This is a genomic window from Subtercola boreus (genome assembly GCF_003399635.1).
GTDB lineage: Bacteria > Actinomycetota > Actinomycetes > Actinomycetales > Microbacteriaceae > Subtercola > Subtercola boreus_B.
The window spans coordinates 284,047-309,666 of sequence record NZ_NBXB01000034.1 but is presented as its reverse complement, the minus strand read 5'-3'; the positions used below and the strand labels follow the sequence as shown (position 1 = coordinate 309,666).

At 66.9% G+C, this 25,620-nt stretch carries 30 protein-coding genes and 3 pseudogenes; 26 read left to right on the top strand and 7 right to left on the bottom strand.

Features of this window, described 5'->3' with window-relative positions; genetic code table 11:
* The 15 genes and pseudogenes from B7R22_RS20270 to B7R22_RS13590 all read left to right on the top strand — a co-directional run.
* Positions 1 to 160 (top strand): IS3 family transposase (locus B7R22_RS20270; protein ID WP_147305391.1); only part of this gene is annotated, 160 nt, incomplete at its 5' end.
* Between the two features lie 20 nt (positions 161 to 180).
* A pseudogene (locus B7R22_RS13655) lies at positions 181 to 343 on the top strand (IS30 family transposase); the annotation flags it as partial.
* A 39-nt stretch (positions 344 to 382) separates the two neighbouring features.
* A pseudogene (locus tag B7R22_RS13650) lies at positions 383 to 840 on the top strand (transposase); the annotation flags it as partial.
* A gap of 1,017 nt (positions 841 to 1,857) precedes the next feature.
* Positions 1,858 to 2,484 carry a DUF2461 domain-containing protein gene (locus B7R22_RS13645; protein WP_172582391.1) on the top strand — a complete coding sequence of 209 codons (627 nt, stop codon included), beginning with the start codon at positions 1,858 to 1,860 and terminating at the stop codon, positions 2,482 to 2,484.
* Positions 2,485 to 2,974: 490 nt separating this feature from the next.
* Positions 2,975 to 3,238, top strand: a complete 264-nt coding sequence (locus B7R22_RS13640; protein WP_116412233.1) for a type II toxin-antitoxin system Phd/YefM family antitoxin — start codon at positions 2,975 to 2,977, stop codon at positions 3,236 to 3,238.
* Complete coding sequence (locus B7R22_RS13635) at positions 3,235 to 3,492, top strand: type II toxin-antitoxin system RelE family toxin (protein WP_116412232.1); 258 nt, start codon at positions 3,235 to 3,237, stop codon at positions 3,490 to 3,492. The genes B7R22_RS13640 and B7R22_RS13635 overlap by 4 nt, the downstream gene beginning before the upstream one ends.
* Before the next feature lie 53 nt (positions 3,493 to 3,545).
* Positions 3,546 to 4,154 carry an SRPBCC family protein gene (locus tag B7R22_RS13630; RefSeq protein ID WP_116412231.1) on the top strand — a complete coding sequence of 203 codons (609 nt, stop codon included), beginning with the start codon at positions 3,546 to 3,548 and terminating at the stop codon, positions 4,152 to 4,154.
* Positions 4,155 to 4,223: 69 nt separating this feature from the next.
* Positions 4,224 to 4,679, top strand: a pseudogene (locus B7R22_RS13625) (DUF4166 domain-containing protein); the annotation flags it as partial.
* Positions 4,680 to 4,706: 27 nt separating this feature from the next.
* Positions 4,707 to 6,833 carry an acyltransferase family protein gene (locus tag B7R22_RS13620; RefSeq protein ID WP_116412230.1) on the top strand — a complete coding sequence of 709 codons (2,127 nt, stop codon included), beginning with the start codon at positions 4,707 to 4,709 and terminating at the stop codon, positions 6,831 to 6,833.
* Between the two features lie 120 nt (positions 6,834 to 6,953).
* Positions 6,954 to 7,418, top strand: a complete 465-nt coding sequence (locus B7R22_RS13615) for a hypothetical protein (RefSeq protein WP_116412229.1) — start codon at positions 6,954 to 6,956, stop codon at positions 7,416 to 7,418.
* A gap of 96 nt (positions 7,419 to 7,514) precedes the next feature.
* On the top strand, positions 7,515 to 8,108 hold the full coding sequence (locus tag B7R22_RS13610) for an RNA polymerase sigma factor (RefSeq protein ID WP_116412228.1): 594 nt from the start codon (positions 7,515 to 7,517) through the stop codon (positions 8,106 to 8,108).
* Positions 8,105 to 9,745, top strand: a complete 1,641-nt coding sequence (locus B7R22_RS13605; protein WP_116412227.1) for a PQQ-binding-like beta-propeller repeat protein — start codon at positions 8,105 to 8,107, stop codon at positions 9,743 to 9,745. Before B7R22_RS13610 ends, B7R22_RS13605 begins: the two co-directional genes overlap by 4 nt.
* A gap of 173 nt (positions 9,746 to 9,918) precedes the next feature.
* Complete coding sequence (locus B7R22_RS13600) at positions 9,919 to 11,049, top strand: thiamine pyrophosphate-dependent enzyme (RefSeq protein WP_116412226.1); 1,131 nt, start codon at positions 9,919 to 9,921, stop codon at positions 11,047 to 11,049.
* A gap of 1 nt (position 11,050) precedes the next feature.
* The gene (locus B7R22_RS13595; protein WP_116412225.1) at positions 11,051 to 12,031 is read left to right on the top strand and encodes an alpha-ketoacid dehydrogenase subunit beta; all 981 of its coding nucleotides are present in this window, start codon (positions 11,051 to 11,053) and stop codon (positions 12,029 to 12,031) included.
* Positions 12,031 to 13,164, top strand: a complete 1,134-nt coding sequence (locus tag B7R22_RS13590; protein WP_367379195.1) for a dihydrolipoamide acetyltransferase family protein — start codon at positions 12,031 to 12,033, stop codon at positions 13,162 to 13,164. The genes B7R22_RS13595 and B7R22_RS13590 overlap by 1 nt, the downstream gene beginning before the upstream one ends.
* A gap of 36 nt (positions 13,165 to 13,200) precedes the next feature.
* Here the strand turns inward: B7R22_RS13590 and B7R22_RS13585 are convergent, their stop codons facing one another.
* Positions 13,201 to 13,656 carry a luciferase domain-containing protein gene (locus tag B7R22_RS13585; protein ID WP_253259073.1) on the bottom strand — a complete coding sequence of 152 codons (456 nt, stop codon included), beginning with the start codon at positions 13,654 to 13,656 and terminating at the stop codon, positions 13,201 to 13,203.
* Between the two features lie 33 nt (positions 13,657 to 13,689).
* Here B7R22_RS13585 and B7R22_RS13580 point away from each other — a divergent pair, with 33 nt between their 5' ends.
* Positions 13,690 to 13,908, top strand: a complete 219-nt coding sequence (locus B7R22_RS13580; protein ID WP_116412222.1) for a hypothetical protein — start codon at positions 13,690 to 13,692, stop codon at positions 13,906 to 13,908.
* A gap of 10 nt (positions 13,909 to 13,918) precedes the next feature.
* Here B7R22_RS13580 and B7R22_RS13575 read toward each other — a convergent pair whose 3' ends face one another.
* Genes B7R22_RS13575 through B7R22_RS19260 form a run of 3 tightly spaced genes read right to left on the bottom strand, consistent with a single transcriptional unit; the run spans position 13,919 to position 14,789 of the window.
* A complete protein-coding gene (locus tag B7R22_RS13575; RefSeq protein WP_116412221.1) occupies positions 13,919 to 14,146 on the bottom strand; it encodes an RNA-binding S4 domain-containing protein in 228 nt (75 codons plus the stop codon).
* Between the two features lie 44 nt (positions 14,147 to 14,190).
* Positions 14,191 to 14,574, bottom strand: coding sequence for a cupin domain-containing protein (locus B7R22_RS13570; RefSeq protein WP_116412220.1), 384 nt, complete (start codon positions 14,572 to 14,574; stop codon positions 14,191 to 14,193).
* 44 nt (positions 14,575 to 14,618) lie between these two features.
* Positions 14,619 to 14,789, bottom strand: coding sequence for a hypothetical protein (locus B7R22_RS19260; RefSeq protein ID WP_172582387.1), 171 nt, complete (start codon positions 14,787 to 14,789; stop codon positions 14,619 to 14,621).
* 42 nt (positions 14,790 to 14,831) lie between these two features.
* On the opposite strand from B7R22_RS19260, the gene B7R22_RS13560 reads away from it, so the two are divergent.
* Positions 14,832 to 15,371: a cysteine hydrolase family protein gene (locus tag B7R22_RS13560; protein ID WP_116412218.1), complete on the top strand. Its 540-nt coding sequence runs from the start codon at positions 14,832 to 14,834 to the stop codon at positions 15,369 to 15,371.
* A gap of 411 nt (positions 15,372 to 15,782) precedes the next feature.
* Here the strand turns inward: B7R22_RS13560 and B7R22_RS13555 are convergent, their stop codons facing one another.
* The gene (locus tag B7R22_RS13555; protein ID WP_116412217.1) at positions 15,783 to 16,685 is read right to left on the bottom strand and encodes a patatin-like phospholipase family protein; all 903 of its coding nucleotides are present in this window, start codon (positions 16,683 to 16,685) and stop codon (positions 15,783 to 15,785) included.
* Positions 16,686 to 16,805: 120 nt separating this feature from the next.
* On the opposite strand from B7R22_RS13555, the gene B7R22_RS13550 reads away from it, so the two are divergent.
* Positions 16,806 to 17,768, top strand: a complete 963-nt coding sequence (locus B7R22_RS13550; RefSeq protein WP_116412216.1) for a hypothetical protein — start codon at positions 16,806 to 16,808, stop codon at positions 17,766 to 17,768.
* On the opposite strand, the gene B7R22_RS13545 is transcribed toward B7R22_RS13550, so the two are convergent.
* Positions 17,765 to 18,628 carry a serine hydrolase domain-containing protein gene (locus B7R22_RS13545; RefSeq protein ID WP_253259080.1) on the bottom strand — a complete coding sequence of 288 codons (864 nt, stop codon included), beginning with the start codon at positions 18,626 to 18,628 and terminating at the stop codon, positions 17,765 to 17,767. The genes B7R22_RS13550 and B7R22_RS13545 overlap by 4 nt on opposite strands.
* Between B7R22_RS13545 and B7R22_RS19875 the strand changes: the two genes are divergently transcribed.
* The 5 genes from B7R22_RS19875 to B7R22_RS13525 all read left to right on the top strand — a co-directional run bounded on the left by B7R22_RS19875 (position 18,522) and on the right by B7R22_RS13525 (position 22,631).
* Positions 18,522 to 18,911, top strand: coding sequence for a hypothetical protein (locus B7R22_RS19875; RefSeq protein WP_253259082.1), 390 nt, complete (start codon positions 18,522 to 18,524; stop codon positions 18,909 to 18,911). The genes B7R22_RS13545 and B7R22_RS19875 overlap by 107 nt on opposite strands.
* Before the next feature lie 152 nt (positions 18,912 to 19,063).
* Positions 19,064 to 20,533: an amino acid permease gene (locus tag B7R22_RS13540; protein ID WP_116412214.1), complete on the top strand. Its 1,470-nt coding sequence runs from the start codon at positions 19,064 to 19,066 to the stop codon at positions 20,531 to 20,533.
* Positions 20,530 to 21,954 carry an FAD-dependent oxidoreductase gene (locus B7R22_RS13535; RefSeq protein WP_116412213.1) on the top strand — a complete coding sequence of 475 codons (1,425 nt, stop codon included), beginning with the start codon at positions 20,530 to 20,532 and terminating at the stop codon, positions 21,952 to 21,954. Before B7R22_RS13540 ends, B7R22_RS13535 begins: the two co-directional genes overlap by 4 nt.
* Before the next feature lie 38 nt (positions 21,955 to 21,992).
* Positions 21,993 to 22,247 (top strand): hypothetical protein, encoded by a 255-nt coding sequence (locus B7R22_RS13530; RefSeq protein WP_116412212.1) that lies wholly within the window; start codon positions 21,993 to 21,995, stop codon positions 22,245 to 22,247.
* A 132-nt stretch (positions 22,248 to 22,379) separates the two neighbouring features.
* The gene (locus B7R22_RS13525; protein ID WP_172582385.1) at positions 22,380 to 22,631 is read left to right on the top strand and encodes an LPXTG cell wall anchor domain-containing protein; all 252 of its coding nucleotides are present in this window, start codon (positions 22,380 to 22,382) and stop codon (positions 22,629 to 22,631) included.
* A 13-nt stretch (positions 22,632 to 22,644) separates the two neighbouring features.
* Here B7R22_RS13525 and B7R22_RS13520 read toward each other — a convergent pair whose 3' ends face one another.
* Complete coding sequence (locus B7R22_RS13520; RefSeq protein WP_116412210.1) at positions 22,645 to 23,433, bottom strand: GNAT family N-acetyltransferase; 789 nt, start codon at positions 23,431 to 23,433, stop codon at positions 22,645 to 22,647.
* A gap of 102 nt (positions 23,434 to 23,535) precedes the next feature.
* Between B7R22_RS13520 and B7R22_RS13515 the strand changes: the two genes are divergently transcribed.
* Genes B7R22_RS13515 through B7R22_RS13505 form a run of 3 tightly spaced genes read left to right on the top strand, consistent with a single transcriptional unit; the run spans position 23,536 to position 25,615 of the window.
* Positions 23,536 to 24,015 carry a DUF2975 domain-containing protein gene (locus B7R22_RS13515; protein ID WP_116412209.1) on the top strand — a complete coding sequence of 160 codons (480 nt, stop codon included), beginning with the start codon at positions 23,536 to 23,538 and terminating at the stop codon, positions 24,013 to 24,015.
* Positions 24,015 to 24,224 (top strand): helix-turn-helix domain-containing protein, encoded by a 210-nt coding sequence (locus tag B7R22_RS13510; RefSeq protein WP_116412208.1) that lies wholly within the window; start codon positions 24,015 to 24,017, stop codon positions 24,222 to 24,224. Before B7R22_RS13515 ends, B7R22_RS13510 begins: the two co-directional genes overlap by 1 nt.
* Entirely contained in the window at positions 24,221 to 25,615 is a 1,395-nt protein-coding gene (locus tag B7R22_RS13505; protein WP_116412207.1) for a DUF4232 domain-containing protein, read from the top strand. The genes B7R22_RS13510 and B7R22_RS13505 overlap by 4 nt, the downstream gene beginning before the upstream one ends.
* Positions 25,616 to 25,620: the final 5 nt, after the last annotated feature.

Genomic DNA, 25,620 nt, shown 5'->3' with positions numbered 1-25,620 from the left:
CAAGGAGGAGTGGTACCGCATCCAGAAACCCTCAACCCTCGACGAGTTCCACACAGGGCTGAATAATTACCTGCGCTGGTGGAACACCACCCGCATTCAACAGCGACTCGGCTACCTCAGCCCAGACGAGCACTGCGCCCAAGAGATTGCCGCCGCGTAGAGTTTCATTATCAAGTCCAACATTCGGGGACCAGGCCACTCCTTCGACAGTATTTCCCTAAAGGAACGGACCTCTCCAGGCACGCCCCCGAGGAGCGCCACCGAGCTAAACGCCCGGCCACGGAAATCACTGGACTGGGACACCCCAGCCGAGCGACTCCATGCTTTACTAGAGGCCAGCTAACCAAGCAGTGTTGCAACGATGGCTGGGGTCCAAGCCGCGGAAGGAAAGCTCTATCTCTGCGCAGTCAAGGACGTGTTCTCGAACCGGATCGTGGGCTACTCGATCGATTCACGAATGAAGTCCAGCCTCGCGGTGAACGCCCTCGAAAACGCTGCCGCGCGCCGCGGTGATATCGCCGGCTGTGTGGTTCATAGCGACAGAGGATCGCAATTTCGGAGCCGGAAGTTCCTTCGCGCGCTCGCCCGCCACGACCTGGTCGGATCGATGGGACGGGTCGCATCGTGTGGCGACAATGCGGCAATGAATTCTTCTTCAGCCTGCTGCAGAAGAACGTCCTGAACCGACGCAATTGGACCACCCGGGACCAGCTTCGGCTCGCGATCGTGACCTGGATCGAACGCACCTACCACCGCCGACGCAGGCAGCCCCGCCTGGGCCGTTTGACCCCGATCGAATTCGAGGCCATCATGAACACGCCAGCCGCACTGGCTGCGTGACTAGAAACTGTCACCTACTCGTGCAGCAGACCCCTTCGCCTATCTCGTGCTCCGCGCGGCACTCGACCACGCCCTACTCGATCCCGTCTCGATCGACGCCAACGCCATAGAGAAAGCGGCACTGGCCGGCGCCGACTCGTTCCTGCGGGCTTACCGTGCTGACCCCGGTGGGCGCCACTTACAAGGTGAGGTTCGCGTACGGCTGCGACGGAGAATAGGCGGGCAGCGTTGCAGTCGAGAAGCTACTTCGGTACCGACTACTTGGAATAAGATCCACAGTCGGCTTGTCGGAAACGGCGGATGCGCGCGGCTTCTATTGATTTGGCTGAATGTCTCGTAAACCTATAGGGCGGTGGCTCTGGGAGAGTTGCGAACCCCTGAATGACAACACAGAAAAATCTTCGACTCAATCGAGGGTGTATATCTGAGACGCCTCATCAACCTTTAGGTTTTCGAGATTCCTCTGGCGAGCTTTTCGAGTCCGCGCCGCTCGTCAGTCGTCCATTGCTGTGCTGATTTCGATGAGGATGCCGTTGAGGTCTTTGACGTAGGCAACGACCTGCCCCCAGGGTGTTGTGACGGGTTCGGCTATAGGAATGGCGCCAGCGTTGCATGCTTGTTTGTAGGCGCTCGGGACGTCGGCCGTTGCCAAGGCCAGTTGTACCCCCGGCGCTTCGTTCTCGGTGCGGTTCGGACGAATTTCAAGGCGCGAGTTTGCGGCGCCCTTCAGACGTCAGCGGGGCGTTGGGATGGGTAACGTAAGAGATGAGGGCCTCCGTGGCATCGATTGAGTGTGGTAACCCAACTGATACCGGAGGTCCTCACCTATTTAGCTCACGCCACGCACACAACCTCTATGGGAAGACACCTAGGGCGAATTCTCAGGCATTGGAGCACAGGGTTGAGAGTAGCGAGATCGCGAATTTCTGAGTGCGTTCGTGTTCCTGTCCTGAATGCCTCTCAAGATCGATGGTATTCAGTAGCCCAGTGACGAGCGATAACAGGCAGAGTGGTGACATGACGTTTACCGGATTCGGGTCAGATGCGAGTGCCTTCTTGGCCGGCCTCGCGAAAGACAATTCACGGCAGTTCTTCGATGCGCACAGGCAGCAGTATGACATCGCTGTTCGGCAGCCTTTAGAGGATCTTCTCGGCGAAGCAGAGAAGACCTACGGACCCGGTCGGGTCATGCGACCCAACCGTGATGTGCGGTTCAGTACGGACAAGTCGCCCTACAAGACCAATGCCAGCATGTGGGCTGGCTCGGTTGGGGGAGTCTATCTGAGCCTGACCGCAGATCATCTCGAGGCTGGAGGCGGTATCTACGAACCCAGCCGGGATCAGTTGGTTCGCGCCCGGACGGCCATCGACTCTGTTCCCACAGCCGCGGCGCAGCTGACGGAGATCATCGATGCCCTTGTCTCGTCGGGCTTCGAGATGGCGGGCCCGTCTCTGAAGACTGCGCCCCGGGGCTACGACCGCGACCACCCCAACATCGAGCTGCTCCGCCTGAAGCATTACGCAGCCCTCACCAGGCTTCCTGTCGAAGCTGCCCCGGAAAAGATCCGGGGCGCGTGGAAGGCTATTGAAGCTCTGATCGAATGGGGCGAGACCCATGTCGGGGCCGCCAAATCTTGGCCGTGAGAACCACGCTTCATCGCGCCTCGGCGATTTCGATCGCACTCCTGGTCGAGGCGAACTGCTGTGTTGCGTCGGGAACCCACGTATCGAGGTAGCTCTCGACGTCGGCTGCTGCATCAAGATTCATGCGCATTGCCAAGCGCCCATCCGGCCGGACGAGGACAAGGGTGGGGGCGGTGGCCCCATAAATAAATTCGGTGCGCTTCTTGATCGAGGTCGAAAAGGGTGCGCCCCTGATCGGTAGAAGAGGCGACTGGGGTGCTGTCGGTGGTGATCACATGCGTCGAGACACGCGCAGACAGCCCTTCGGTCGCATCCAAGGGGAGGGTCGACGCGTTCGGGCGCCGACCCGTGAATGCGAGCAGGGTCCACCCGCCGCGGTAGAGCAGGTCGAAAAGGTGGATGCTGTTGAACCCTTGGACGGTTTGGGAGTCCAGGGCCCGGTCGCCCGCTTTTATCCTCAAATGTGTACGCAAATGATACAGTTGGCTTTATGGACACTCTTTCGGCCTCGGTGAGCGCCCGCGACTTGCGTACAGAGCTTTCCGCAATCGTCGGTCGAGTTGCCTACGGGCATGAACGGATCGGCTTGACTCGCAATGGAAAGCTGGCCGCCGTTGTTATCGGGGTCGACGATCTGGAACTGTTGGAGCGTCTCGAAGATGCCCAGGACCTGTTGGCATACCGTGCCGCTAGGGCGGCGGACGACGGAGGACGCGTCTCGCTGGATGAACTCACCTCTGAGCTCGGGGAGTGAGCCCGTACGCCGTCGAGTTCACCACCGCGGCGGCTCGTCAGCTGCGCAAGCTCGACCCAGTCGTCCGTCGGCGCCTCCTGGCCGCGATCGGACTGCTCGCATCTGATCCGCGACCCCAAGGCTGCAAGAAGCTCGCGGGTGAAGACGTGGCATGGCGCGTGCCGGTCGGTGACTATCGCGTCATCTACGAGATCCTCGACGACCAACTCCTCGTCACCGTTCTGAGGGCAGCGCACCGTCGCGAGGTGTACTGAGGCAGTGAAGAACGACCTGGACATTGCCGAGCGGAGTGCGGTTGGATGAGCGGATGAGCCCGCCAGCGATCTTCGTCGAGATCGACATCCGCTGTTCCCTCGATCGCGTCTGGGAGCTCACCCAGCAGCCGGAGCTGCACCCGCGCTGGGATGTGCGCTTCACCTCCATCACCCCGACGGCAGCGCTCCCCGGGGAGGGCTACCGCGTCCGTTACGAACGCCGGCTTCCGCTTCACACCATTGTCGGCACGGGCACGTCCCTCGGCGAACGCAGCAGGCCGGACGGCACCCGCACCTCCGCGCTGCGGTTCACCACGGCCGATCCGTTGTCTCCGCTCGGCGACGGCCGCGGCTACTGGCGCTACCTGCCCACCGAGGCCGGGGTCACCTTCCTCACCGGCTACGACTACACCCCCGGCTGGGGCCGGTTGCTGGATGCCCTCATCGTTCGGAGACTGGTCGGCTGGGCCACAGCCTGGAGTTTCGACCGCCTGCGCATCTGGGCGGAGACCGGCGTCGAACCCGAGCGCTGGCCGCTGTGGTCGGTACTGCAGGTGTGGCGACCGGGTCGGCCCCGTGCATCCCGCTGCCGTCGTGTTCCCCGCCGGGGCCGGCCGATGGATGCCGCACCAGCCGCCCTCGAAACGTTGGAGGCCCCGTGACCAGCGTCTTCGAGCAGGCTCTCGGCGCCGACTTCCAACGGCTCTCACCGATGATGCAGGAACGTTCCGTTCACGATCGAGAACTACCCCTATCGCGATCCCTTCGGGCGGGAGACCGTCACGTTCGTGCGTCACTACCGGGTGCGCCGGCGACCGAGTCGCTTCGACGCGACGATGGTGCTGAGCGATGGCCGGATCCTCGACTATCTGGGCACCCACCAGCATCTGGCCGTCGATCTCGATCTGCACGTCGATGATAGGGGCGGCCTCCGTCTCAGGTCGGGCCGGCAGCGCTTCCACGAGGGGAGGTTCGTCTCGTTCCGGTTCCCGATGATCTTCAGCGGCACGGCCGAGCTGCACGAATGGTTCGACGACGTAGCCGGCGTCTACCGGATCAGCATGCAGGTGCACAACCGGGTGCTCGGTTTCCTCTTCGGCTACGAGGGCGAGTTCACCGGCACGTTCCCCGAGGCCCGCGACGCGCCGCAACACCTGAAGCCGGTGAGGCACGAACCCCGAGGGTGAACTTGTTACGGTAGTTGCACAGTGACAATGACACGACGGCAGCTCCGCGAGCTCGCCACGACTCAAGGCTCGGCCGTGCGACCCGAGATCCAGGCGCTGCGGGCCATCGCTGTGCTCTCTGTGGTCATCTACCACCTCTGGCCGGCGGGGCTTCCGGGCGGCTTCGTCGGGGTCGACGTCTTCTTCGTGATCTCGGGTTTTCTCATCATCGGCCACCTCCTGCGGGAGGTCGATCGCACCGGGGGCGTGCGCCTCCTGCCGTTCTGGGCGAGGCGTGCCCGCCGGCTGCTACCCGCCAGTCTCCTGGTGCTCGCCGTCACCGGGGTCGCCGTTCTCGCCGTCGTTCCCCAGGTGCAGTGGCAGCAGTTCTTCTCCGAGATCGCCGCCTCTGCCCTGTACGTGCAGAACTGGCTGCTCGCCCACAATGCGGTCGACTACCTGGCCGCCACCAATGCGTCGTCTCCTGTGGAGCACTTCTGGTCGCTGTCGGCGGAGGAGCAGTTCTACATTGCCTGGCCTGTGGTCATCGTCGGCCTCATCGCCATGACCGGTCGCCTGAAGAGCGCCGCGCCGCGCCGGTGGATCGTCGGCGGGCTCATCGTCATCACCGCCGCGAGCTTCGTCTACTCCGTCTTCGCGGTCGCGACCGCTCCTGCAGCGGCCTACTTCGTGACGCCGGCGCGGGCGTGGGAGTTCGGTGCCGGGGGCATCCTCGCCCTGTTCCTGAAGGCGTCCCCGAGTGCCCTCCCGTTCGTGCGGGCGGCAGCGAGTTGGATCGGGCTCCTCGTCATCGGCATCACTCTCGCGCTGTACACGGGCGCGACGCCGTTCCCCGGGCTCGGGGCACTGCCGCCGGTACTCGGCACCCTTCTCGTGATCTGGGCCGGCTCGCCCGCTGTCTCCTGGGCTCCGACCCTGCTGCTCCGGCTCAGACCCGTGCAGTGGATGGGCGACATCTCCTATTCGCTCTACCTCTGGCACTGGCCGTTCATCGTGCTCGTTCCGATCGCGCTCGCCCGGCCGCTGGGCTGGCGCACCCGCCTCGCCATCCTGGTCGTCTCGATTGTGCTCGCCTACGCGACCAAGCGGCTCGTCGAGGATCCGCTCCGGGTGCGGAGGAAGCTCACAAAGAGGACGGCGTGGCAGTCCCTCGCGATCACCCTCAGCGGCACGGCGATCGTGGCCATCGGCGCATCCATCGCCTTCGCCCAGCCGGTCATCCAGAACTCCCAGTATTCGGCGAGCGTGGAAGCGGCCATCCGGAGCGACCCGGGATGCACGGGGGCGCCGGCCGCGCTCAGCCAGAACCACTGCCCGGCACCGTTCGCGGTGACCAGCCTCACCAACCCGGCCTCGGCAGAGACCGACATCGGCCGGGGAGTGCAGTCGGTCGACGACTGCAAGCAGACGATCATGGCGGATGCCGTCATGACCTGCGACATCGGGGATGTCAGCACGCCGACATCCACCGTCGCGCTGATCGGCGATTCGCACGCGGGCCAGTACCTGACACCGCTCGACGAGTACGGGCAGGCCAACCACATCCACTTCATCACCTACCTGAAGTCCTGGTGCAGCGGCACGGGAGCTGAAGGGGTGGCGAACCCCGGCTACGACGTGCCCGACCGGATTCGATCGTGCACCGACTGGGGCAGGGCTGTGCTCGACAGCGTGAACCAGAATTCGGCTATCACGGCTGTGTTGTTCACGGATTTCACCCGCAGTTACCTCGAACCCCCGCCTGTTCTCGGGGGGCGGGCGATCACCCCGAACGACTTCGAGCAGGCGTGGCAGCCGTTGCTCGCCTCTGGAAAGCGCGTCATCGCACTCCGCGACCTGCCCAATGCCGACCAGCAGAAGGAGGACGTCCCCGAGTGCGTCGCGCTGCACCTCACAGACGACGACCCCTGCGCGGTGCCGAAGGCTATGGCGACGCTCGATCCCGCACAGGATCCGCTGGCGATCGCGGCGGCCCAGATGCCCGGCGTCTCCCTGGTGGATCTGACGGACACGTTCTGCGATGCCACCGTGTGCCACGTTGTGATCGGCGGGCTGATCGTCTATTTCGGCAGCAACCACATGACGCTCGCGTTCTCGCGCACCCTTGAGTCGATCGTCGGCCCACAGATCGCCGGTGCCGTCGGCCCACGCTAGCCTCTGGGTTCCGAATCGCCGACCACGAAATCGCACCCCCGAAAGGGTTACGTAGCGGCGATCAAAGTTCTAAAGTCTTATTCAGACTCTTACTTCGACGATCCAGAGGAATCCTGAACAATGACTCCAGCCAACAGTGAGACCGCCCAGGGAATGTCCCGCCGAACCGTTGTCACCGGAGCCGCGTGGGCGGTGCCGGTTGTGGCTCTCGCCGTGGCGGTTCCGGCCGCGTCGGCGTCGACCGCCGTACCCACCGACATCCAGGTCACGCTGCAGCCCACCCCTCCCGTTGCCAATCGCCCACTCCGCCTGACGTACTCGGGTACCAGCAACTTCGACCCCGTTCCGTTCCCCGCTGGATCGACGGTCACCATCACCATCGGTGGTGCGTTGGCGTCCCCGGTCTTCAACGGGTTGAGCCAGACCAGCTCGTCGGGCACCAATCCGGTCACCTACTTGTTCGCCATCACCAACCTGAATGCCTTCTACGTGCAGGGCACTCCGCAATCGGGCACGTCGATCACGGTCACGGTCTACGACGCGAGCAACAACGTGATCGGGAGCGACTCGACCACCGTCGCCTAGCCTCCGGGATCACTCCGCCTCCCACTGTGATCGAATCGAGACCGACTTCATCGCGGCCTTCGGGAACCGAACCGGTCGTGCCGGACAGTATGAAGTATGGGGACAGAACGATTCGAAGAACTGGCGGTGTGGGCGTCAGCTCGCAACGGAGACGCGGCTGCGTTTGCCGATCTCTTCGATCTCCATCGTGACCGGGTGTTCCGCCAGGCACTCCGCCTGACGCGTTCGCAGCACGATGCCGAAGACATCACCGCTGCGACTTTCTACGAGTTGTGGCGTCGGCGCGACGCCGTTCGTATCGTCGAGAACAGCGTGATCGCCTGGCTGCTGGTCACGACGAACAATGTCGCCCGCAATGTCTCCCGCAGCCGGACCCGGCACCGTGCGCTGCTCGATCGGCTCCCTCGCGAGGACGACCGGGGCGCCGAAGCATTCGAAGCGGTCGACGCGCGAATCGATTCGGAACGCGCGACCCAGAAGATCCGGAGTGCGCTGGCCCAGCTCTCGATTGCGGACCAGAACGTGATCACTCTCTGCGTGATCGAAGAACTTCCGACCGCAGAAGCGGCTCGCGTGCTGAACATTCCGGCAGGCACCGTCAAATCGCGCCTGTCGCGCGCCAAAGCACGCCTGGCTGTTCGTGCAGACCTTCTCCACGCCGAGGGATCACTGACAGGAGGCGCACAATGAACGACGAGCCGACGTTCGATCCGGAACGCAGCCGGGCTATCAGGCAGTCGCTGGTCGAAACGGTTGCCGCGGAGCCCGCCAGACGACGGCGCACTCGTCACGTGCGAGTGCTCGCCGGAATCATCGTGGTCGCCGTTCTGACCGCAGGCGGAACGACGGCGATCGCGCTCGGCGGTGGCGCCCTCTTCACCCCGGCGACGGCTCCGTCGACGGGCACGCCCGCTCCTGTTCCGCCGACCGCGCTCCCGACGACGCCGCCGATCACCTCGACGGCGGATCCGAACCCTGTGCCTGCCGTCGCGTCATCCCCGATTGCGCCGCACGACGTTCTCTCCTCCCCGGCTGGCGCATTGTGGTCGACCGACCTGCTCGGGAGCGACGAATCCTGCGTGCAGCACTACGTCTACAGCGTCTCGGACGGCTACGCGCTGTTCCAGTCAGGCCCGAAGATCACCGCAGGAGACGAACCCGACCCGTGTGATCTCACGGACAACGGTGTCACCCTCACCCTCGTCGACACGACAGACGGCACGCAGGCCTGGTCGCGCAACTGGTCCTGGGACGGCGGCCCCAGTCGCGACGTCGGAGTCGACACCCTGGTGCTCGGCACCTCGGGCAGGATCCTCATCAACACCCAGGAACCCGGTTTCGGACCGGAAGAAGTCCTCGATTTGTCCACAGGGTCAGCTCTCGGATCCCTCACCCTGACCGATGGAGAGAGCGTTCGCCAGGTGCAGGCGGTCGCGGGCGATTCGGGTGAAGTGATCGCGATGATCGAGACCGTCGACTCCCGTTCGAATACGACAGGACCGTCGAGGGTGGCCCGATTCGATCCACGGGATGCGGCACACCCCGTCTGGTCGACATCGGTGGAAGGTTGGTTGCACAACATGCGGGTCGTGACCAAGGGTCTTGGCTACACCGCGCTGACGTACAGCCCCACGGGAGGGCAGACCGCGCCGGCACCCGGGCTCGCTCCGTCTGTGGACAGCGTGCTGAATCTGACGACGGGCGAGATCTCGCCACGCTCTGAAGAGCTCATATACGACTTCTTCACCGGCTACACGATCCGCCTCTCTGACGTCGACGACAGCGGAAGCGCGCTCACCCTGACCGGACTCGATGACGGTGGGAACCAGCTCTGGACGCGGAGCATCCCGACAGGCAGCGACGTCGTTCAGGTGACCACACCTCTCGTGCGGCCGGGCAGCAGCGATCTCGTCGGAAACGGCCAGTTCCTGATCGAGTCTCCCGGTGCACTCACGCTCGTCGACGGTCTGACGGGCAACACCGTCTGGTCGACCAAACTGGATGCCTGCACCCTGACCGAGACGGGTGCGTTGAGTTCCGGGGCTCTTGCCGTCTCCGACGGCCCAACGCTTCTCGTCAACGGCCTCCCTGACGCGGCGTGCCGCTTTGCGGCCACCTCCGGGGCGCCCCTCGCCGATCCTTCCCGGGCACTCTGGACGAATGCCGGTCTGACGGCGACCTACGAACTCCGCGACGGCAGAGGAACCGCGACGAACGTGCAGAGCAATGAGGTGCTCTGGTCGATCTCCTCGGACGCCTCCTCCTGGCTGTTCGCAGGCGGTCGGTTGGTCGCTCGGACCGGCAACACCATCTCCGGCCTCGGCTGAACCCGATCCGGAACCGAGTGGGCGAGCGGGCCCGAGCACCCGCGGGGATCGGCTCTGGCGGAAATTCGCAACGTCTGTTCAAATGGTGCTGTACGGCGAACTCATCGCCGTTCGATCGGAACCACAAGTTCTGAGATCGTTACGACTCGCGCCCACCGGCAGAGGAGAACACCATGAGCAACAGAGACGTTGCATCGCTTGAGCGCATCGCGCCCGAGCTCGAACCACAGTCCATTCCGACGCCCGAACGTGACGTCATCCGATTCGTGCAGAGCGACGGCTCCCTCACCGAGCTGGGGCAGAGCCGCGGTGTGGATGTCGGATTCGCCCAGTCCCTCTACCGGGAGATGGTGCTGGCCCGGCGACTGGATGTCGAAGCGCTCGCGCTGCAACGGCAGGGCGAGCTGAACCTCTGGCTGCAGTGCGCGGGCCAGGAGGCCGCACAGGTCGGATCGATCCGGGCGCTGGATGCGGCCGACATGGTCTTCCCGAGCTACCGCGAGCACGCCGCAGCTCTCTCCCGGGGTGTGACGCCGTCGGAGCTGCTCTCCCAGTGGCGCGGGGCGAGCCACACCGGCTGGGACGGCGCGGCCAGGCGATTCCACCTCTACTCGGTCGTTCTGGGCACCCAGACCCTGCACGCCACGGGATTTGCGGCAGGGTCCCGGCTGGCCGACACCGACGACATCGTGCTCACCTACTTCGGCGACGGTGCGGCGAGCCAGGGCGACGTGAACGAGGCCCTCAACTGGGCGGCGGCGATGAAGCTGCCGGTGGTGTTCTTCTGCCAGAACAACCAGTGGGCCATCTCGACCCCGTCATCGTCGCAGATGGGGGCGCCGCTGCACCAGCGAGCGGCGGGCTTCGGGATGCCCGCCTGGCACGTCGACGGCAACGACGTTCTCGCGGTGCACGCTGTCACCGAGGCGGCCGCCCTGCACGTGCGCTCCGGCCGGGGACCGGCGTTCATCGAAGCTCAGACGTACCGGATGGCGGGCCACAGCAGCTCGGACGACCCGGGACGCTATCGAGGCACCGACGAGGTGACGCTCTGGAGCGGCCGCGATCCGATCTCCCGCATGACCGCGCTACTGGGTGAGCTCGGCGCGGCGGAGCAGTTCTTCGACGAGTTGCGTGCGGAGTCGGATGACTTCGCCCGCGACATCCGTTCCGCCTGCCTCTCGATCGAGCGCCCCCGCTTCGAGGAACTGTTCGGCAACGTCTACGCCGAACCGCACCCCGTGATGGAACGGGAGCGAGCCGAGTTCCATGCGTTCGCCTCGATGCTGAACGCGGAGGTGTGACATGGAGACCATGACTCTGGGCGGAGCCCTCAACGCCGGTCTCCGCCGCGCCCTGGAGGCGGATGACCGTGTCGTTCTGCTGGGCGAGGACATCGGGCGCCTCGGCGGAGTGTTCCGGGTCACCGACGGGCTGCAGAGACAGTTCGGGGCGAATCGGGTCGTCGACACGCCGCTCGCTGAATCGGGGATCGTGGGCACGGCCATCGGGCTGGCGCTCCGGGGGTTCCGGCCGGTCTGCGAGATCCAGTTCGACGGCTTCGTCTACCCGGCGTTCGACCAGATCGTGAGCCAGCTGGCGAAGCTCCGCGCACGATCAGGCGGACGCCTCACGCTCCCCATCGTGATCCGCATCCCGGGTGGCGGCGGCATCGGCGCGGTCGAGCATCACAGCGAGTCGAACGAGGCCTACTTCGCGCACACCGCCGGACTCCGGGTGGTGTCGTGTTCGAATCCGAACGACGCTTTCTGGATGATCCAACAGGCCATCGCCAGCGACGACCCGGTGATCTTCTTCGAACCGAAACGACGTTACTGGGACAAGGGTCAGGTCGAACCGCAACCCGACCTGCCCCTTCACGGTTCACGGATGATCGGGGAGGGCGACGACGCCCTTCTGGTGGCTCACGGGCCGAGCGTCGCGCTGGCGCTCGCGGCGGCTGCTGCGGCGCACGAAGACGGCTACTCGGTCGGCGTTCTCGATCTGCGGAGCCTGTCGCCGCTCGACCTGCCCACCCTCCTCGACGAAGCGAAGCGGAGCGGCCGCGTCGTGGTGGTTCACGAAGCGAGCACGTTCGGCGGCATCGGCGCCGAGATCGCCGCGACGATCACCGAGCACTGCTTCACCGACCTGAAGTCGCCCGTTCTGCGGGTCGGCGGGTACAACATGCCGTACCCACCAGCCGGCGTCGAGAACCAGTTCCTGCCCGACATCGACCGCGTGCTTGTCGCGATCGATCGTTCACTGTCGTTCCAGGTGGCATGATGACGACCTTCACACTGCCGGATGTCGGCGAGGGGCTGACCGAAGCCGAGATCGTGCTCTGGCGGGTCGCGCCGGGTGATGTCGTGAACGTCAACGACCCGCTCGTGGAGATCGAGACGGCGAAGTCGATCGTCGAGATCCCGTCGCCCTACGCCGGAACGGTCGAGACGCTGCACGGGGAGACCGGCGCGACGCTCGCCGTGAACAGTCCGCTCGTCACCATCCGGACGGTGGGGGAGGTGCCGGTCGCTGGGGGGACCGGGGTCGCTGAGGTCACCGAGGCGGCCGGTGTCGCCGACGCCGTCGTCGCTCCGGCGCCGGCCGATCCAGAACCGAGGCCTCTGGTGCTGGTCGGCAGCGGGCCGAGTGTCGCGGCGAGCCGGCGCTTCCACCTTCCGATGCGCGACTCGGCCGTGGCCGGGGTGACCGGGGTTGTCGCTGCCGAGACTCGGGTCCCCATCCGTGGCATGCGGAAGGCGACCGCGGCCGCCGTGACCGCATCCGCGTTCACCGCACCGCACGTCACCGAGTGGCTCACCGTCGACGTCACCTCGACGCTGAACGTTGTCGCCGCACTCCGCGCCGATCGCGGCTGGCAGGGCGTGCGGGTCACCCCGCTGCTGCTCGTGGCGAGAGCCCTGGTCGTCGCTTCTCAGAGGTTCCCCGGCATCAACGCCTCGTGGGACGAAGCGACGCAGGAGATCGTCACCAAGCACTACGTGAATCTCGGGATCGCCGCTGCCACCCCGCGCGGACTGCTCGTGCCGAACATCAAGGACGCGGGGCGCCTGGGCCTCCGCGACCTGGCAGAAAGTCTCGCCGACCTGGTGGCGACGGCCAGAGCCGGCACCACCGCTCCCGCGGCACTCGCGCACGGAACGATCACGATCACCAACATCGGTGCGCTCGGCGTCGACGCCGGAACCCCGATCCTGAATCCCGGCGAGGCGGCCATCCTCGCCTTCGGCCGGATCAGGCCGATGCCGTGGGTCGTGGGAGACGAGGTCGTCGTGCGGCAGGTGGCGCAGTTCGCCCTCTCGTTCGACCATCGTCTCGTCGACGGGGAACTCGGGTCGAACGTGCTGGCCGAAGTGGGCAGCATCCTCACCGATCCCTGGCGCGCCGCCCTCTGACGCGCGTGTGCTCACAGAGAAGGGCGCTCAGGGGTGTCACAGGCCGCGAGCGAACCCGATGCTCTCGCGAACCAGCACCAGGATGAATTCCAGCTCCCGCTCGTCGCGCGGGCCGTAGATCATGAACTCGGTGCCGAAATCCTCGTACTGGTGGGGCTCGCCCCATCCCCGATCGGTGAGTTCAGCGCCCCGCTCGGCGGGCAGGCAGAGGTGGATGCTCGTGTCCGTGACCCCGTGCAGATGCACCGGCTCGAGCCGCCTTCCGGGCGCCAGAGACGTCTCCGGTGCGCGTTCGACCAGCAGGTCGGTGAGGAAGACGGCTCTGGATGACGGCGGCGAGACCTGGCTGTGACCCTCGACCACGCCATCGAGTTCGAAGACCGCGCCCACCAGTCGGCCCCACAGCGCGGCCGGGGACCGTTCCGTCAGCTGCCTCTGGGGCCCTTCGCGGGAGACCTCCGGTCGCCCGCCCGTTCTTCTCGGTTCATTCACCCGACAACGCTACCGCGGCGGTAGATTGGGGTCATGGACAACCGTGTTTCCCGAATCGCGCTCATCGTCATCGGCGTGATCGCGCTCATCGTGGGCGCCGTGTTCGCCGGTCAGGGCGCGAATCTCATCCCCGGCAGTTCGATGACCGGTGACCGCATGTGGCTGTACATCGGAGTCGTCGTCGCGGTGGTCGGCGTCATCCTGATCGTGCTCGGACTCCGTCGAAGGGGTCGAGGCCGCTCGAACACCTAGGGCCGACGCCTCAGGGGCAGACGCGGAGCCTCCGCCCCTCGAAACCGACGATGTCGCCGGGCTGCAGCTGTCGCCCCCGGCGTCGATCGACCTCTCCGTTCACGCTCACGTGGCCGTCCGCTATGACGTCCTTCACGAGCCCGCCGGAGTCGAGGATCCCAGCGAACTTCAGGAATTGCCCCAGGCGGATGATCTCCCCGCCGATCGGGATGTCGTCGACTGGGCTCGGGTTCGTCATCCCGGAATGCTAGCCGACGGACCCCGCCGGGGGGCCCGATGTGCTCACTGGGCGCGAGGCGCAGCCGGGGTGGTGTTGTCGCGTGGGGGGAACTCGCCCATGGTCAGTTCCGGGTCGGTCCCGGTCGGGTGGGGGAACCAGGCGAGGAACGTGACTCCTTCGTGCGTGGCGTCGAATCGGGTGATGGTTGCGTTGCCGGGCTCGAAGAAGGTGTCTCCCGGGCGGAGGATCACCTCGTTCTGGTCGCCGACGCGAAAATGAACCGAACCGGATTCGACGACACCGAAAACAGGCCCGTTGTGCCAGTGCGTCCCGGGATGGATGTTCGGGGCAATGGTGATCCGGCGGACATCGACAGTGCTGAAACGTGCCGCGTCTCCGAGGTCGAGAGAGGCGAGCGTGGTGCGTTCCACAGGATTCTGATTCACCTGACGATCTTGTCACCTGGGCCGGGCTTTCAGCCACTCGGATGTCATCGCCGGGTGAGGAGCGTCACGCCGTCCGAGACGTCGACGGCCCGGTAGCCGGCGGCCTGGGCCGAGGAGACGAGGCTGGTGAGAGCGTCCGCGTCGAGGGGGAACCGGTGGGGGATGGAGGTGTCGGCGACGATGAATCGGGGCTGGCTGGTTACCGTGTTGGCCAAGCTAGTGGCTTCGGCAAGGGGGATGGCGTTCATACTGGAGGCATGGCCCGTGCTCTCCTTCTCGTTGACATCCAGCTCGACTACTTTCCCGGAGGCGCGTTCCCTCTTGTCGAACCGGACGCCGCGGCTGCAGCCGCGAGCACCGTCCTGACTTCGTTCCGCCTCTCGGGCGAACCCATTGTTCACATCTTCCACGTCGCCACGGACTCCGATGCAACGTTCTTCCTGCCGGGAACACCCGGAACAGACTTTCACCCGAGCGTCGAACCCCTCGCAGGTGAAACGGTCCTCGAGAAGCACGAACCGAACAGTTTCATCGGCACAGGGCTCCAGGGCATCCTCGACGGCGCGGGAGTCACCGACCTGGTGATCGTCGGCATGATGAGCAGCATGTGCATCGACTCCACCACCAGGGCCGCCCACGAACTCGGCTTCACCTGCACGGTGATCTCCGATGCCTGCGCCGCGCCCGACTTGCGCCTGGGCGAGACGACCGTTCCGGGGGCGAGCGTGCACGCCGCGTTCATGGCTGCTCTCGACGGAAGCTTCGCGACTGTCACCCGCAGCACCGACTTTCGCTGACAGAGCCCCGCCGGGTGCGGGCGGGCCCTCCGAGCCACGGTGAATCGACGACGACGGCGAGCTCTGCGACTCCGGGGGGCTGTCCGATCGAGCGGATCGCGGCGAGCACGTGTCGCTGGCCAGGCCGTGCTGCCGGTCGTGCGCCAGCAGGGCTCCGGCGCCATCGTCAACGTCAACTCTGGGACGACTTTGCGAACGTTCCGGGAACAGGCGGCTACGTCGCGTCGAAGATCGCGCTCGAACGTCTGTCGGCCATCGCCCGGAATGAACTCGAGGGCACGGGGATCGTCGTCTCCACCATGATCCCCTTCGCGACGAGCATGGAGTTTTTGAGCTCGATCAGAGCGGCGAGCCTCAGCTCGACCTCGTCCCTTCAGCTTATGGAGGAACGCGCTGAATCGGCGCCGGCGATCAGCCCCAGAAAGCCCGCACGGCCTCGACGACGAGATCCGCCTGGCGCCGACCGGCCTCCGCGGAGGCGCGCCGGGTGTGCATCAGAAGGGGGTTCGCTCCGAACGCGAGCGTGCTCTCTTCGTCGGCCTCGACGACGAACACGTCGCTGATGCCCCTGAGGGTGTCGATGGTGGCGGGCAGGGTCGGGCCGGTGCCGCTGACAGGGGGCTCGGGGGAGCAGGCGATCACCAGGATGCTCGCGCAGTCGGCGGCGACGTCGGCGTTCGTCGACGAGCGCATTCCGCCGTCCATGTACGGATGGCCGCCGATGGTGATCGGCTTGAAGACTCCCGGCACGGCGCAGCTGGCGGCAACCGCGCTCGCGAGTTCGGCATCCGAGTCGCGGTCGAAGACGGTGAAGTGACCGGTCTCGGCGTCCACAGCGGTGATGCGGAGTTCGCCCTCCGGCCACTGTTCGCTGGGCAGAAGGGGAGCGATGCGGGCGAGGCTCTCCCTGTCGTCGGATCGCTGGTAGTCCTCGCGGGCCAGTTCGCCGATCGTGCGCCGTGCGGCAGCCTCGCCCTCTGTGCTCGCGATGCCCGCCATGATGGCCTTCATCGTGCGGGAGAGGTCGCGATCCTCGGCTCCCGCGGGCGAGGGGTCTGCCACAGGGCGATCCCCGTCGCTGTCGGCCATCAGGGAGGCGAAGGTGTCGTCGAGGGATCCGGCGCGGAGGTTGACCCCGACGACCGATCCGGCCGACGTTCCGACGATCACGTCGGCGGCCTGCAGGTCGATGCCGTGCTGCAGCAGCCCAGTCAGAAGGCCCGTCTCCCAGGCGATGCCGGCAACGCCGCCCCCGCCCAGAACGATTGCGCGGCGCGGGCCGCTCTGGTCGGGCCGGATGTCTTCGTCGCTCATACTCCAACGCTACTCCTCCGGCAGAGGGGCGGGCGGAGGTTTGCGCCCGCGAGGACCCACAGGCATGATGAACACAGTGGCGCCGGGGACCTGTGGGCCCTCGACAGGGATGGGGCCCGGATGCACGACGACACTCTTCTCGCCATCATCTACCGGGGGCGCCCGACGACGGTGCGGGAGCTCGCCGCACTCTCCCACATGACGGAGGCTGAGGCGCGGGCGGCCGTCGTCGACCTGCGCGAGCGAGGACTGCTCGGCGGGGACCGTGACGAACTCGCGTATGCCAACCCGGCGCTGTGGGCCGCCCAAGCGGTTGCGGAGCGGTCGGCGGCGCTTCGCCGAGACTCCCGTGAAGCCCTGGCGGCGCTCGAACAGATCGTCGTCGACCTCCCGGAGATGCTGCGGAACTGGTCGGTGGGGGAGACCTCGTCCGATCCGGTTCCGGTGATCACGCGCCACGGCCGCCATGCCAGCGAGGACCTCTGGTACGACGTCGTGCGCCGTGACGGCGGAACGCTCAACGCGGTGCTGCCGGAAGTCGACCGGTTCCTCCACCCGTCACCCGAACGTGCCGAACGCTTCGGCCGCGCCCTGGCGGCCAAAGACGCCGTGCGTGTCATCATGCCGACCTGGGCGGCCGACGATCAGGCTGCCCTTCTCCGAATGCAGAACTACCGCGCCGCCGGCGTCGAATACCGGCTGCTGGATGCTCCGTCGAGCTGGTTCTGGGTGGATGGAGACCATCTCGCCGTTCCGTTCGAGTGGGGAGAGAGCCGTCCGACCAGCGTGCTCGGCATTCGGAACGCTGCCCTCGCGGGAATGGCGACGCAGTATTTCGATGAGCTGTGGCAGCGGGCAGAGCCAACCGAGCCCGCCGACAAAACCTGGACGCCGCTGCTGAAACTCATGCGCACAGGCATCACCCTCGACACCGCCTCACGCCGGGTGGGCATCAACCCCCGAACCGGCAGGCGCCGGATCGCAGCCGCCATGGAGCACTACGGCGTCTCGACCCTCTTCGCACTCGGCGTGGTGTGGGCCGCCGACTCGTCGACTGCGAATGGCACAGAGAGCGTGCTCTAGCCGGCCAGGGCCTTCAGCGCAGGCGGGGCGAGCTCGAGCAGTCCGGGGTAGCCGGGAGTGAGACCAGCCGGAAGCAGGTCGTTGAGGATGACGATCGCGAGGTCGGCATCCGGGCAATAGGCGGCGATGCCGTTCGAGCCGGGGATCTCACCGGCGTGACCGAGGCAGGTGCCGACGCCGGGCACGAGGTCCCGGATCCAGACGGCCTGGTCCCGCGCGCTGCTCACCATGCCGCCGGCCGAGAAGGCCCCCGTCCACTGGGGGGAGGGCGTGGGGCTCGTCGGCGTGGCGGTCGAGGGTTTGCCGAGACAGTCGCCGCCCGTTCCCGCGGCGCAACCGAGGTCGAATCCGTCCACCGCCGCGGGGCCCTTGCCGAACCCGTCGAGGTACGTGCCGGTCAGCCCGAGCTGGTCGATGAAGCGGGTCTCCACCTGCTCGCCGTAGGGGATGTTCGCCGCCTTTTCGGCGATGCTCCCCAGGATGATGTAGCCAGCGTTCAGATAGGCGTAGGCGGTCCCTGGAGCGCTCACGGGAGGCTCGGCGAAGACGTTGTCGATGACCGCCTGGGTGGTCGCGGTTCCGACGAGGTCGAAGTCGAGCTCGGCGAGTCCGCTTTCGTGCTGGAGCAGCATCCGCACCGTAATGGCAGAGGCGTTCGGAGCCTCCGGGTACCAGCGACTGAGGGTGTCGTCGAGGGAGAGAACGCCCTCCTGGTCGAGCTGCATGATCAGCGCCGCGGTGAAGAGCTTCGTCATGCTGCCGATGTGGAAGGTGTCGTCGACGGCCAGGGGTATCGACCCGAGGGTGGCATCACCGCTCGCGACGCGGGCGACGGGCCCGGTGCCGACGGATGCCGCCACCACCGTTCCGGGTACGGCGAAGGTCATCGAACTGGTGAGATACGACGAGCGCCACGTCGAGACGGGTGCGGACATCACCGCGGCGAAGGCGGCATCGGCGCCCGGGTCGGCCGACGCGGTCGGGGAGGGCGCGGGTGCGGTCGACGTCGCTCCGGGCGATCCGCTTGCCGAGCATCCGCCCACCGACAGCAGCACGGTGGCGACGATCCCCGCCACCAATGCGATCCTCGGCCGGTTCGGTCTCGGGGTCATGTCGTTCCTTTCGGCTCTGCCCGCGGTCTGAGGTCGAGCGGGCAGGGGCCCCACAATCATGACGGCGCGGCGAGCTGCGCCGAAACGCCCGGTGCCGCCCTCTAGCGGACGTGTCCGCAAGAGGGTCTTGTCGGCGACAAATGCCGCCCGACACACTGATTGTGCCGACAAAGGGGAATCACCGTGACCGACCGAACTGCCAACGCGAGTCCCAGCCAACCCACGGTGCTGGACGCCGCCCAGCCGCAGCTCAAGCGCACGCTCGGCGGTTTCCAGGTCTTCGCGATCTCGTTCGCCTTCATCTCCGTGGCGGTCGGCGTGTTCGCGACCTATGGCGAGGTGCTTCAGACCTCGGGGCCGGTCGGCATCTGGCTCTGGGTGCTCGCCGCCGTCGGACAGACGCTCGTCGCGCTCGTCGTCGCCCAGTTCGCCGCCCGGATCGCCCTGAGCGGATCGTCGTACCAGTGGGCCTCCCGGCTCGCGAACCCGAAGGTGGGTTGGTTCTTCGGCTGGCTGAGCTTCTGGTACCTCGCCATCGCGGTTGTCACGATGGCCAACGCGATGGCCAGCCAGGCAGTGATGCCGCTCCTCGGAATGGACGCCGATGAGGGGATGGCGCGCATCCTGACCCTCGTGATCCTCGTCGTGCAGGCTGCCCTCGTGATCGCGTCGACGAGGCTCTTCGGCCTGATCACTTCGGCTGCGGTGGCCGTCGAACTCGGCATCATCGCGGTGCTCGTCATCGGGCTGCTGATCGTGCTGGCCGTGACCGGAGGTGGGGATGCCGCCACTCTCGTCTCCCGCGGAACGACTCTCGGCGACCCGAACTACTTCGCCATCGGGGGAGGCCTCACGGCCGGTGCGCTGATGGGGCTCACCACCCTGGTCGGCTTCGACTCCGCTGCGAACCTGGCCGAGGAGGCGAAGAACCCGTTCCGCACCGTTCCCCGAGCGATTGTGGGGTCGGTGATCGCGGCGAGCGTCGCGGGTCTCGTCTTCCTCATCGTTCTCACGGTCTCGATCAAGGACGTGGATGCCGTCACTGCCGATCCCTCGCCAGTTGCAGCGATCATCCGGGGCCAACTCGGCCCGGTCTGGGAGCGCATCCTGCTCGGCGGTATCGCCTTCGCGTTCTTCGGCGCCGGCATGGTCGTGATGGCGGCCTGCTCGCGGCAGGTCTTCGCGATGGCCCGCGACGGCCGGTTTCCCGCGGCACGGCTGATGAGCCGGGTCAACCCGGTGACGCGAACGCCTGTCGCAGCGACAGTGCTCATCGTCGTCATCGGCATCCTTCTGATGGTCGCGCTGCCCGGCGACGCACTGATCCAGCTGATTGTGGGGGGAACCCTGCTGCCGGCCCTGATGTACGGGGGCATCGTGGTCCTCTACCTGGTGGTGCGCGGCAAGCTCGAGAAGAAGCCCGGGGGGTTCAGTCTCGGGCGCTTCGAACTGCCGGTCACGGTGGTGGCGCTGGTGTGGGTGGCGCTGGTGCTGTTCGTGCTGGTGACGCCGCCCGATGCCTTCGTGCCGTCGCTCGTGGTGCTCGGGCTGCTCCTGGCGGGAGCGGTCTACTTCGCGTGGCTGATGATTTTCCGCCGTCGGGTTCTCGAGAGCGAATCCGACGGCGGAGCGGCCGTGGAGGCGGTCGAATGAGCGCCCTCGGCCAGACGCCAGCCGTTGTCATCCCCGACCTCAGCGAGCTTCCCGGCCGGGTCGTGCGGCCGGGCGACGACGGGTACGACGCTGCTCGCCGCTCGTGGAACCACCTCTTCTTGCACCGGCCGGCCGCTGTCGTGTACCCGCAGTCGACCCCGGATGTCGTCGCCGCCGTCGACTGGGCCAGAAACGCCGGTGTACCCCTGCGAGTGCGCGGCGGCGGTCACTGCCTCGAGGGGTGGTCGACGCTCGACGACGGCCTCGTGATCGACGTGGGCCACCTGGACTCGGTCTCGATCGACACCGATGCCCGAACGGCCACCGTCGGGGCGGGCGTGTCACAGGCGGCGGCCGTGGCCGCGCTCGGAGCCGCCGGATTCGCCGCGCCGACCGGAACGGAGGGCTCTGTCGGCCTCGCCGGCGCCACGCTCGGCGGGGGCTTCGGACTGCTCACCCGGGCCTTCGGGATGGCCTGCGACAACCTGCTCGCCGTGGAGATCGTGGTGGCGGCTGGTGCTGACGCTGGTGCGGGGTCGGATGGCGGTGCGGGGGCGATCACGGTCGACGCCGATCATCACGGTGAATTGCTGCGAGCACTCCGCGGCGCGGGCAATGGCAGCTTCGGGGTGGTGACCGCGTTGACGTATGCCGTGCATCCGCTCTCCCAGGTCTCCTCGGTCAGGGTGACGTGGCCGAGCCCCGATGTGCTGGCCGAGGTGTTCGACGTCTGGCAGCGCACCGCCCCGTTCGTCGACGATCGCCTGACCAGCCAGCTGGAGATCACCCGCGGGTCGATCGTGCTGTCCGCGGTGCTCGCGTCGGGCGACGAACAGGAAGCACTGCGGATGCTCGAGCCCCTGCTCGCGATCGACTCACCCGACGTGGTGACCGCCGACGCGCCGTGGGCGGAGACGTATGCAGGCTTCCAGATTCCGCCGGGCGACGAGCCGGCCAACTGGAAGTTCCGCTCGCAGTTCGTGACCGAGCCGTTCCCGCCTGAGGCGATTGCCGTCATCCACTCGTTCCTGGCCAGCGCTCCGGCCGACGGATGCAACTACTTCACGAATGCGTTCGGCGGTGTCGTGCCACAGAGCGAACCACGCGGCGGAAGCGCATTCGCACACCGCGACGCCCTCTTCTACGCAGAGCCTGGCGCAGGGTGGGGAATCCGCGGGGGAGTGCCTGCCTCAGACGACCCACTCACCCCGGTGTGCCGGGCCTGGGTTGCGGCCTTCGCCGCAGCGCTCGAGCCCTACACGAACGGTGCCTACCCCAACGTGCCCAACGCCGACGCCGTCACCTGGGCGACTGACTACTGGGGACCCGACATCGCGCGGCTCTCGGCTGTCAAACGGGCCTACGACCCGGCCGACGCGTTCCGCTTCGAGCAGAGCGTTCCACTTCACCCGTTCGGCTGAACCCCTTCCGCTGAACCCGTGCCGATCCAGGAGTCACCATGGGCCCATCCAGCCGCCTCGCCCGCACGACCACCGTCGTCGCCCTCGCTCTTCTGCTGGCCGGGTGCTCCACGCCGGCCTCCACCGGCGCGGAGTCACCCGCCGCCGCCACGGCTTCGGCTCCGGCGGTGACGGCCTATCCAGCCGACACCGCAGCCGCCATCAGCAAGGCGGCCACCGACGTGATGACGGCCAACGGCATCCCCGGCGCCATTCGAAACTCGTCGTCATCACCTCCACCAACTCATTGGTGAAGCTGGCCGATGGAACCCTCGTCCCGCCGAGCGCGGCCATCGCGGCAGCCGTCTCAGCGGTCGTGCCCCCCGACGCGCCGTTCGTGTTCCCGCACGTCGGCGCCCGCGTCTCCGCCGGCATCAGTCCGAGCGGTGACGCCGACGGACCCGTGGATGGCGGCGCCCACCGCCTCGCTGATACCGGCCGCCACCGGCTCCGACCCCGCCGCGCCGCAACCGGGAGCCAGGGGAGCGTCATCATCCCCAGACCTCGCCAACACCGGCGACACCACCCTGGTCTCCCTGCTCATCGCCGCCTTCGCCGCAATTCTCGTCGGAGCGGCAGCGCTCATCGTGCGGAGGCGACGGAAGGCGCGCCCCGAGACGAGAATCGACCGGTTCTAGAGAGCGTGGGCGATCAGCGCGTCCAGTTGAAGGGTGTGGTCGTGGACACTTTCACGAGCCCGGATCGCTCGAGAATCGGCCGGGAGTCTTCGGTCGAATCGCTGTGCACGAGCTTCTTGCCCCTCTCCAGCGCCGACCGGGCTCGCGCGGCCGTCAGGGCCCGGTAGATCCCTCGACCGCGGTAGGCAGGAAGCGTCGCACCACCCCAGATGCCGACGAAGTCTGTGCCTGGCACGGGTTCGAGCCGGCCACCGCAGACCATCACTCCATCGGTCTCCGCCACCCAGAGCTCCATCCCGTCACCGCGATCCAGGCGCGCGATCAGGGCATCCGCGATCCGGGTGTCGACGCTGTCGCCGAACGCTTCGTCGACCATGGCGCTCATCGCCCGCACCTCACCCTCGCCGACAACACGACGCACGGTCACGCCGCTCGGCATGGGGGCGTTGTCGCACAGTGCCTCGAGGGGCCCGATCATGATCGACTCGGGCTCGTCCGGTTCGAACCCGCTGGCGATCAGGGCTTCCCGGAGCCCCGGCGCGCGGTCGTGCCCGCGGGTCTTCCACTCGACGCGTGAGATCTCGGGATCGGCCTGGAAATGCTCCAGGCCGTTTGCGACGAGCTCGGCGACCCGGTCTGCATCAGAGTCTCCCAGGTCGCGATAGGTGATGAATCCGCGGCCGCCGGCGAACGTGACGAGGCGCAACGGACCCAGCCGCGTCACGCTGACCGCGCTCGGCGTTTCGGCGTCGGTTCGCAATTGTTCGTCGTAAGCGCGGAGGTACTGCTCAGCGGAAGTCATACTCGTCAGGCTAACGCGGGCCGCAGGCGTCATCCGGGCGAGAGCCGACCGGGAGATATTGAATATCGATACAGAGCGCGCGATCTTCGATATGCTCTCCCCATGACTGGGTTTGTCGATGTGTTCCTCCGCGTGTTGCTCATCGCGCTTTTCGGCGCGTGTGTCGCTGTGCAGATCTGGGCGGGCTCGCTGGCCGCGCCGATCGTCGGCGGTGTGTCCGGTGTCGTTCTGGTCTGCCTCATCGTCGCCGGCGCGCTCTGCGTCGAGGCCGTGCTGATCAGCGTCTGGATGCTCGCGGGCATGGTTCGCGACGCGTCGATCTTCGACGGCCGCACCCGCGCCGACCGGTGGACGAACACCGCGATCGCCGCGCTCGGCCTCGCCGCCGTGTTCGCGGCATCCGGGTTCGTCTACTTCCTCGTCAGCCAGACGCAGCCGTCGCACCAGGCCGAGGCGGTGCTGGCCGTGGTTGCGGCGGCAGCCGTGGGCGTCGCCGTCGCACTGGCGCTCGTCGTGGTGGTCATGCGGCGTCTGCTACAGACCGCGATCCAGTACCAGTCCGAACTGGCCGAGGTCATCTGATGCCGATCGTCATCAACCTCGACGTCGAACTTGCCAAACGGAAGATGTCCGTCACCGACCTCGCCACAGCGATCGACCTCGCCGTGGCGAACGTGTCGATCCTGAAGAACGGGCGCGCCAAGGCCATCCGGTTCACGACCCTCGACGCGATCTGCGAAGCGCTCGGCTGCCAGCCCGGCGACATCCTCAGCTACGTTCCCGACGAATGACCCGGTATCGAAAAGCCCTCCTGGCGGGCATCGTCGCTGCTGCGCTCTGGATGCTCGTCAACGGGCTGAACATCGCCCTGACCTTCAACAGCACGCTGCCGTCGTCGCTTGCCGACATCGTGTTCCCCGCCGCGATCCGGTCGGTGACCTGGGTCTCCGACCCGCCCTGGAACGTCGTCACCCCGATCGTGTCCGCTCTGGCGGTCGGCGCCCTGATCGTCATCGGATCGCGACTGACGGCGGGCCCGGGCCCGGGCTCGGAATCCGGATCGGATCGCGGTACCCGCCGTGTGCCCCGGACGTTGACTTCGTGGTTCACCGCCCTCCTCGCGGCCGGCCTCGTGGGCTTCGCCCTGGCCCTCGGGCAGACCTTCCACGATTGGCCACCGAGCCGGGTCTGGAACGCGTTCGACGGCTTCCCCGACGCCATCCGGTCAGGCGTTCTCTGGGGTGTCGTGTGGGGCTGGATTCCGGCCGTGCTGTTCGCCCGGGTGGATGGGGCCGGGCTCTCGTCCCGGGCATCCGCACGGAAACGCGGCGGTACCTCACGGATGCTCGTCGGGGCGGTCGCTGCCGTGTTCGTTCTTGCAGTGGTCGTGTCCTCGTCGCTGACGGGATACAGCGTGCCCGCCGAGCCATCCGACCCCGCACCGATCGTGCAGCCGACAGGGCCCGCCGTTCCGCTGATCGCTGAGGGATCACCCGTCGTCGATCCGCAGTGGTGCAGCGACGACCAACTCGCCTTGGAGGCCGGCGCGGTCGACGGTGCTGCCGGGCACCGCTCCCTCCAGCTGTTGGCGACCAACCACACCGGGGTCGACTGCGTGTTGGACGGGTATCCCGACCTCGCGTTCGCCGACGCGAACGACTTCCTCCTCACCCTGCACCTCGTGCACGGCGGATCCTTCACCTCCGACGACCCGGGCCCCGCCCCGATCATCCTGAGTGCCGGCCAGTCGGCGACCGCCCGGCTCGGCTGGGACGCCCAACCCAGAGACCCCGACCACACGGTCGCCTACCTCCATCTCGCCCCGTATCCCGGCGCGGAACGGATAGCGCTGCCGATCAGGGGCGATCTCATCCAGGATGCCGACGTCGCGGTCACCGCGTGGGCCGGCACTGCTCGGGTGGCGGTCCCGGTCGACTCCGGTCCCCGGCAGGCAGCGGAGGGAGACGTCACCTACGACGCATCCGGTGCCCCGATCTCCTACACCGTGGCGGATGGCGACAAACTCGGTGCCATCGGAGACCGATTCGGCCTGGACGTCGTCGAGCTGACCCATCCCGACGGTTCGCGCTACGACTACAGCAACGTCATCATCCAGCCCGGCGATGTGCTCGGATTCGCAGCCTGGTCACCCGCCTGTCGAAGCAGTCCCACCACCTGCTGACCCCA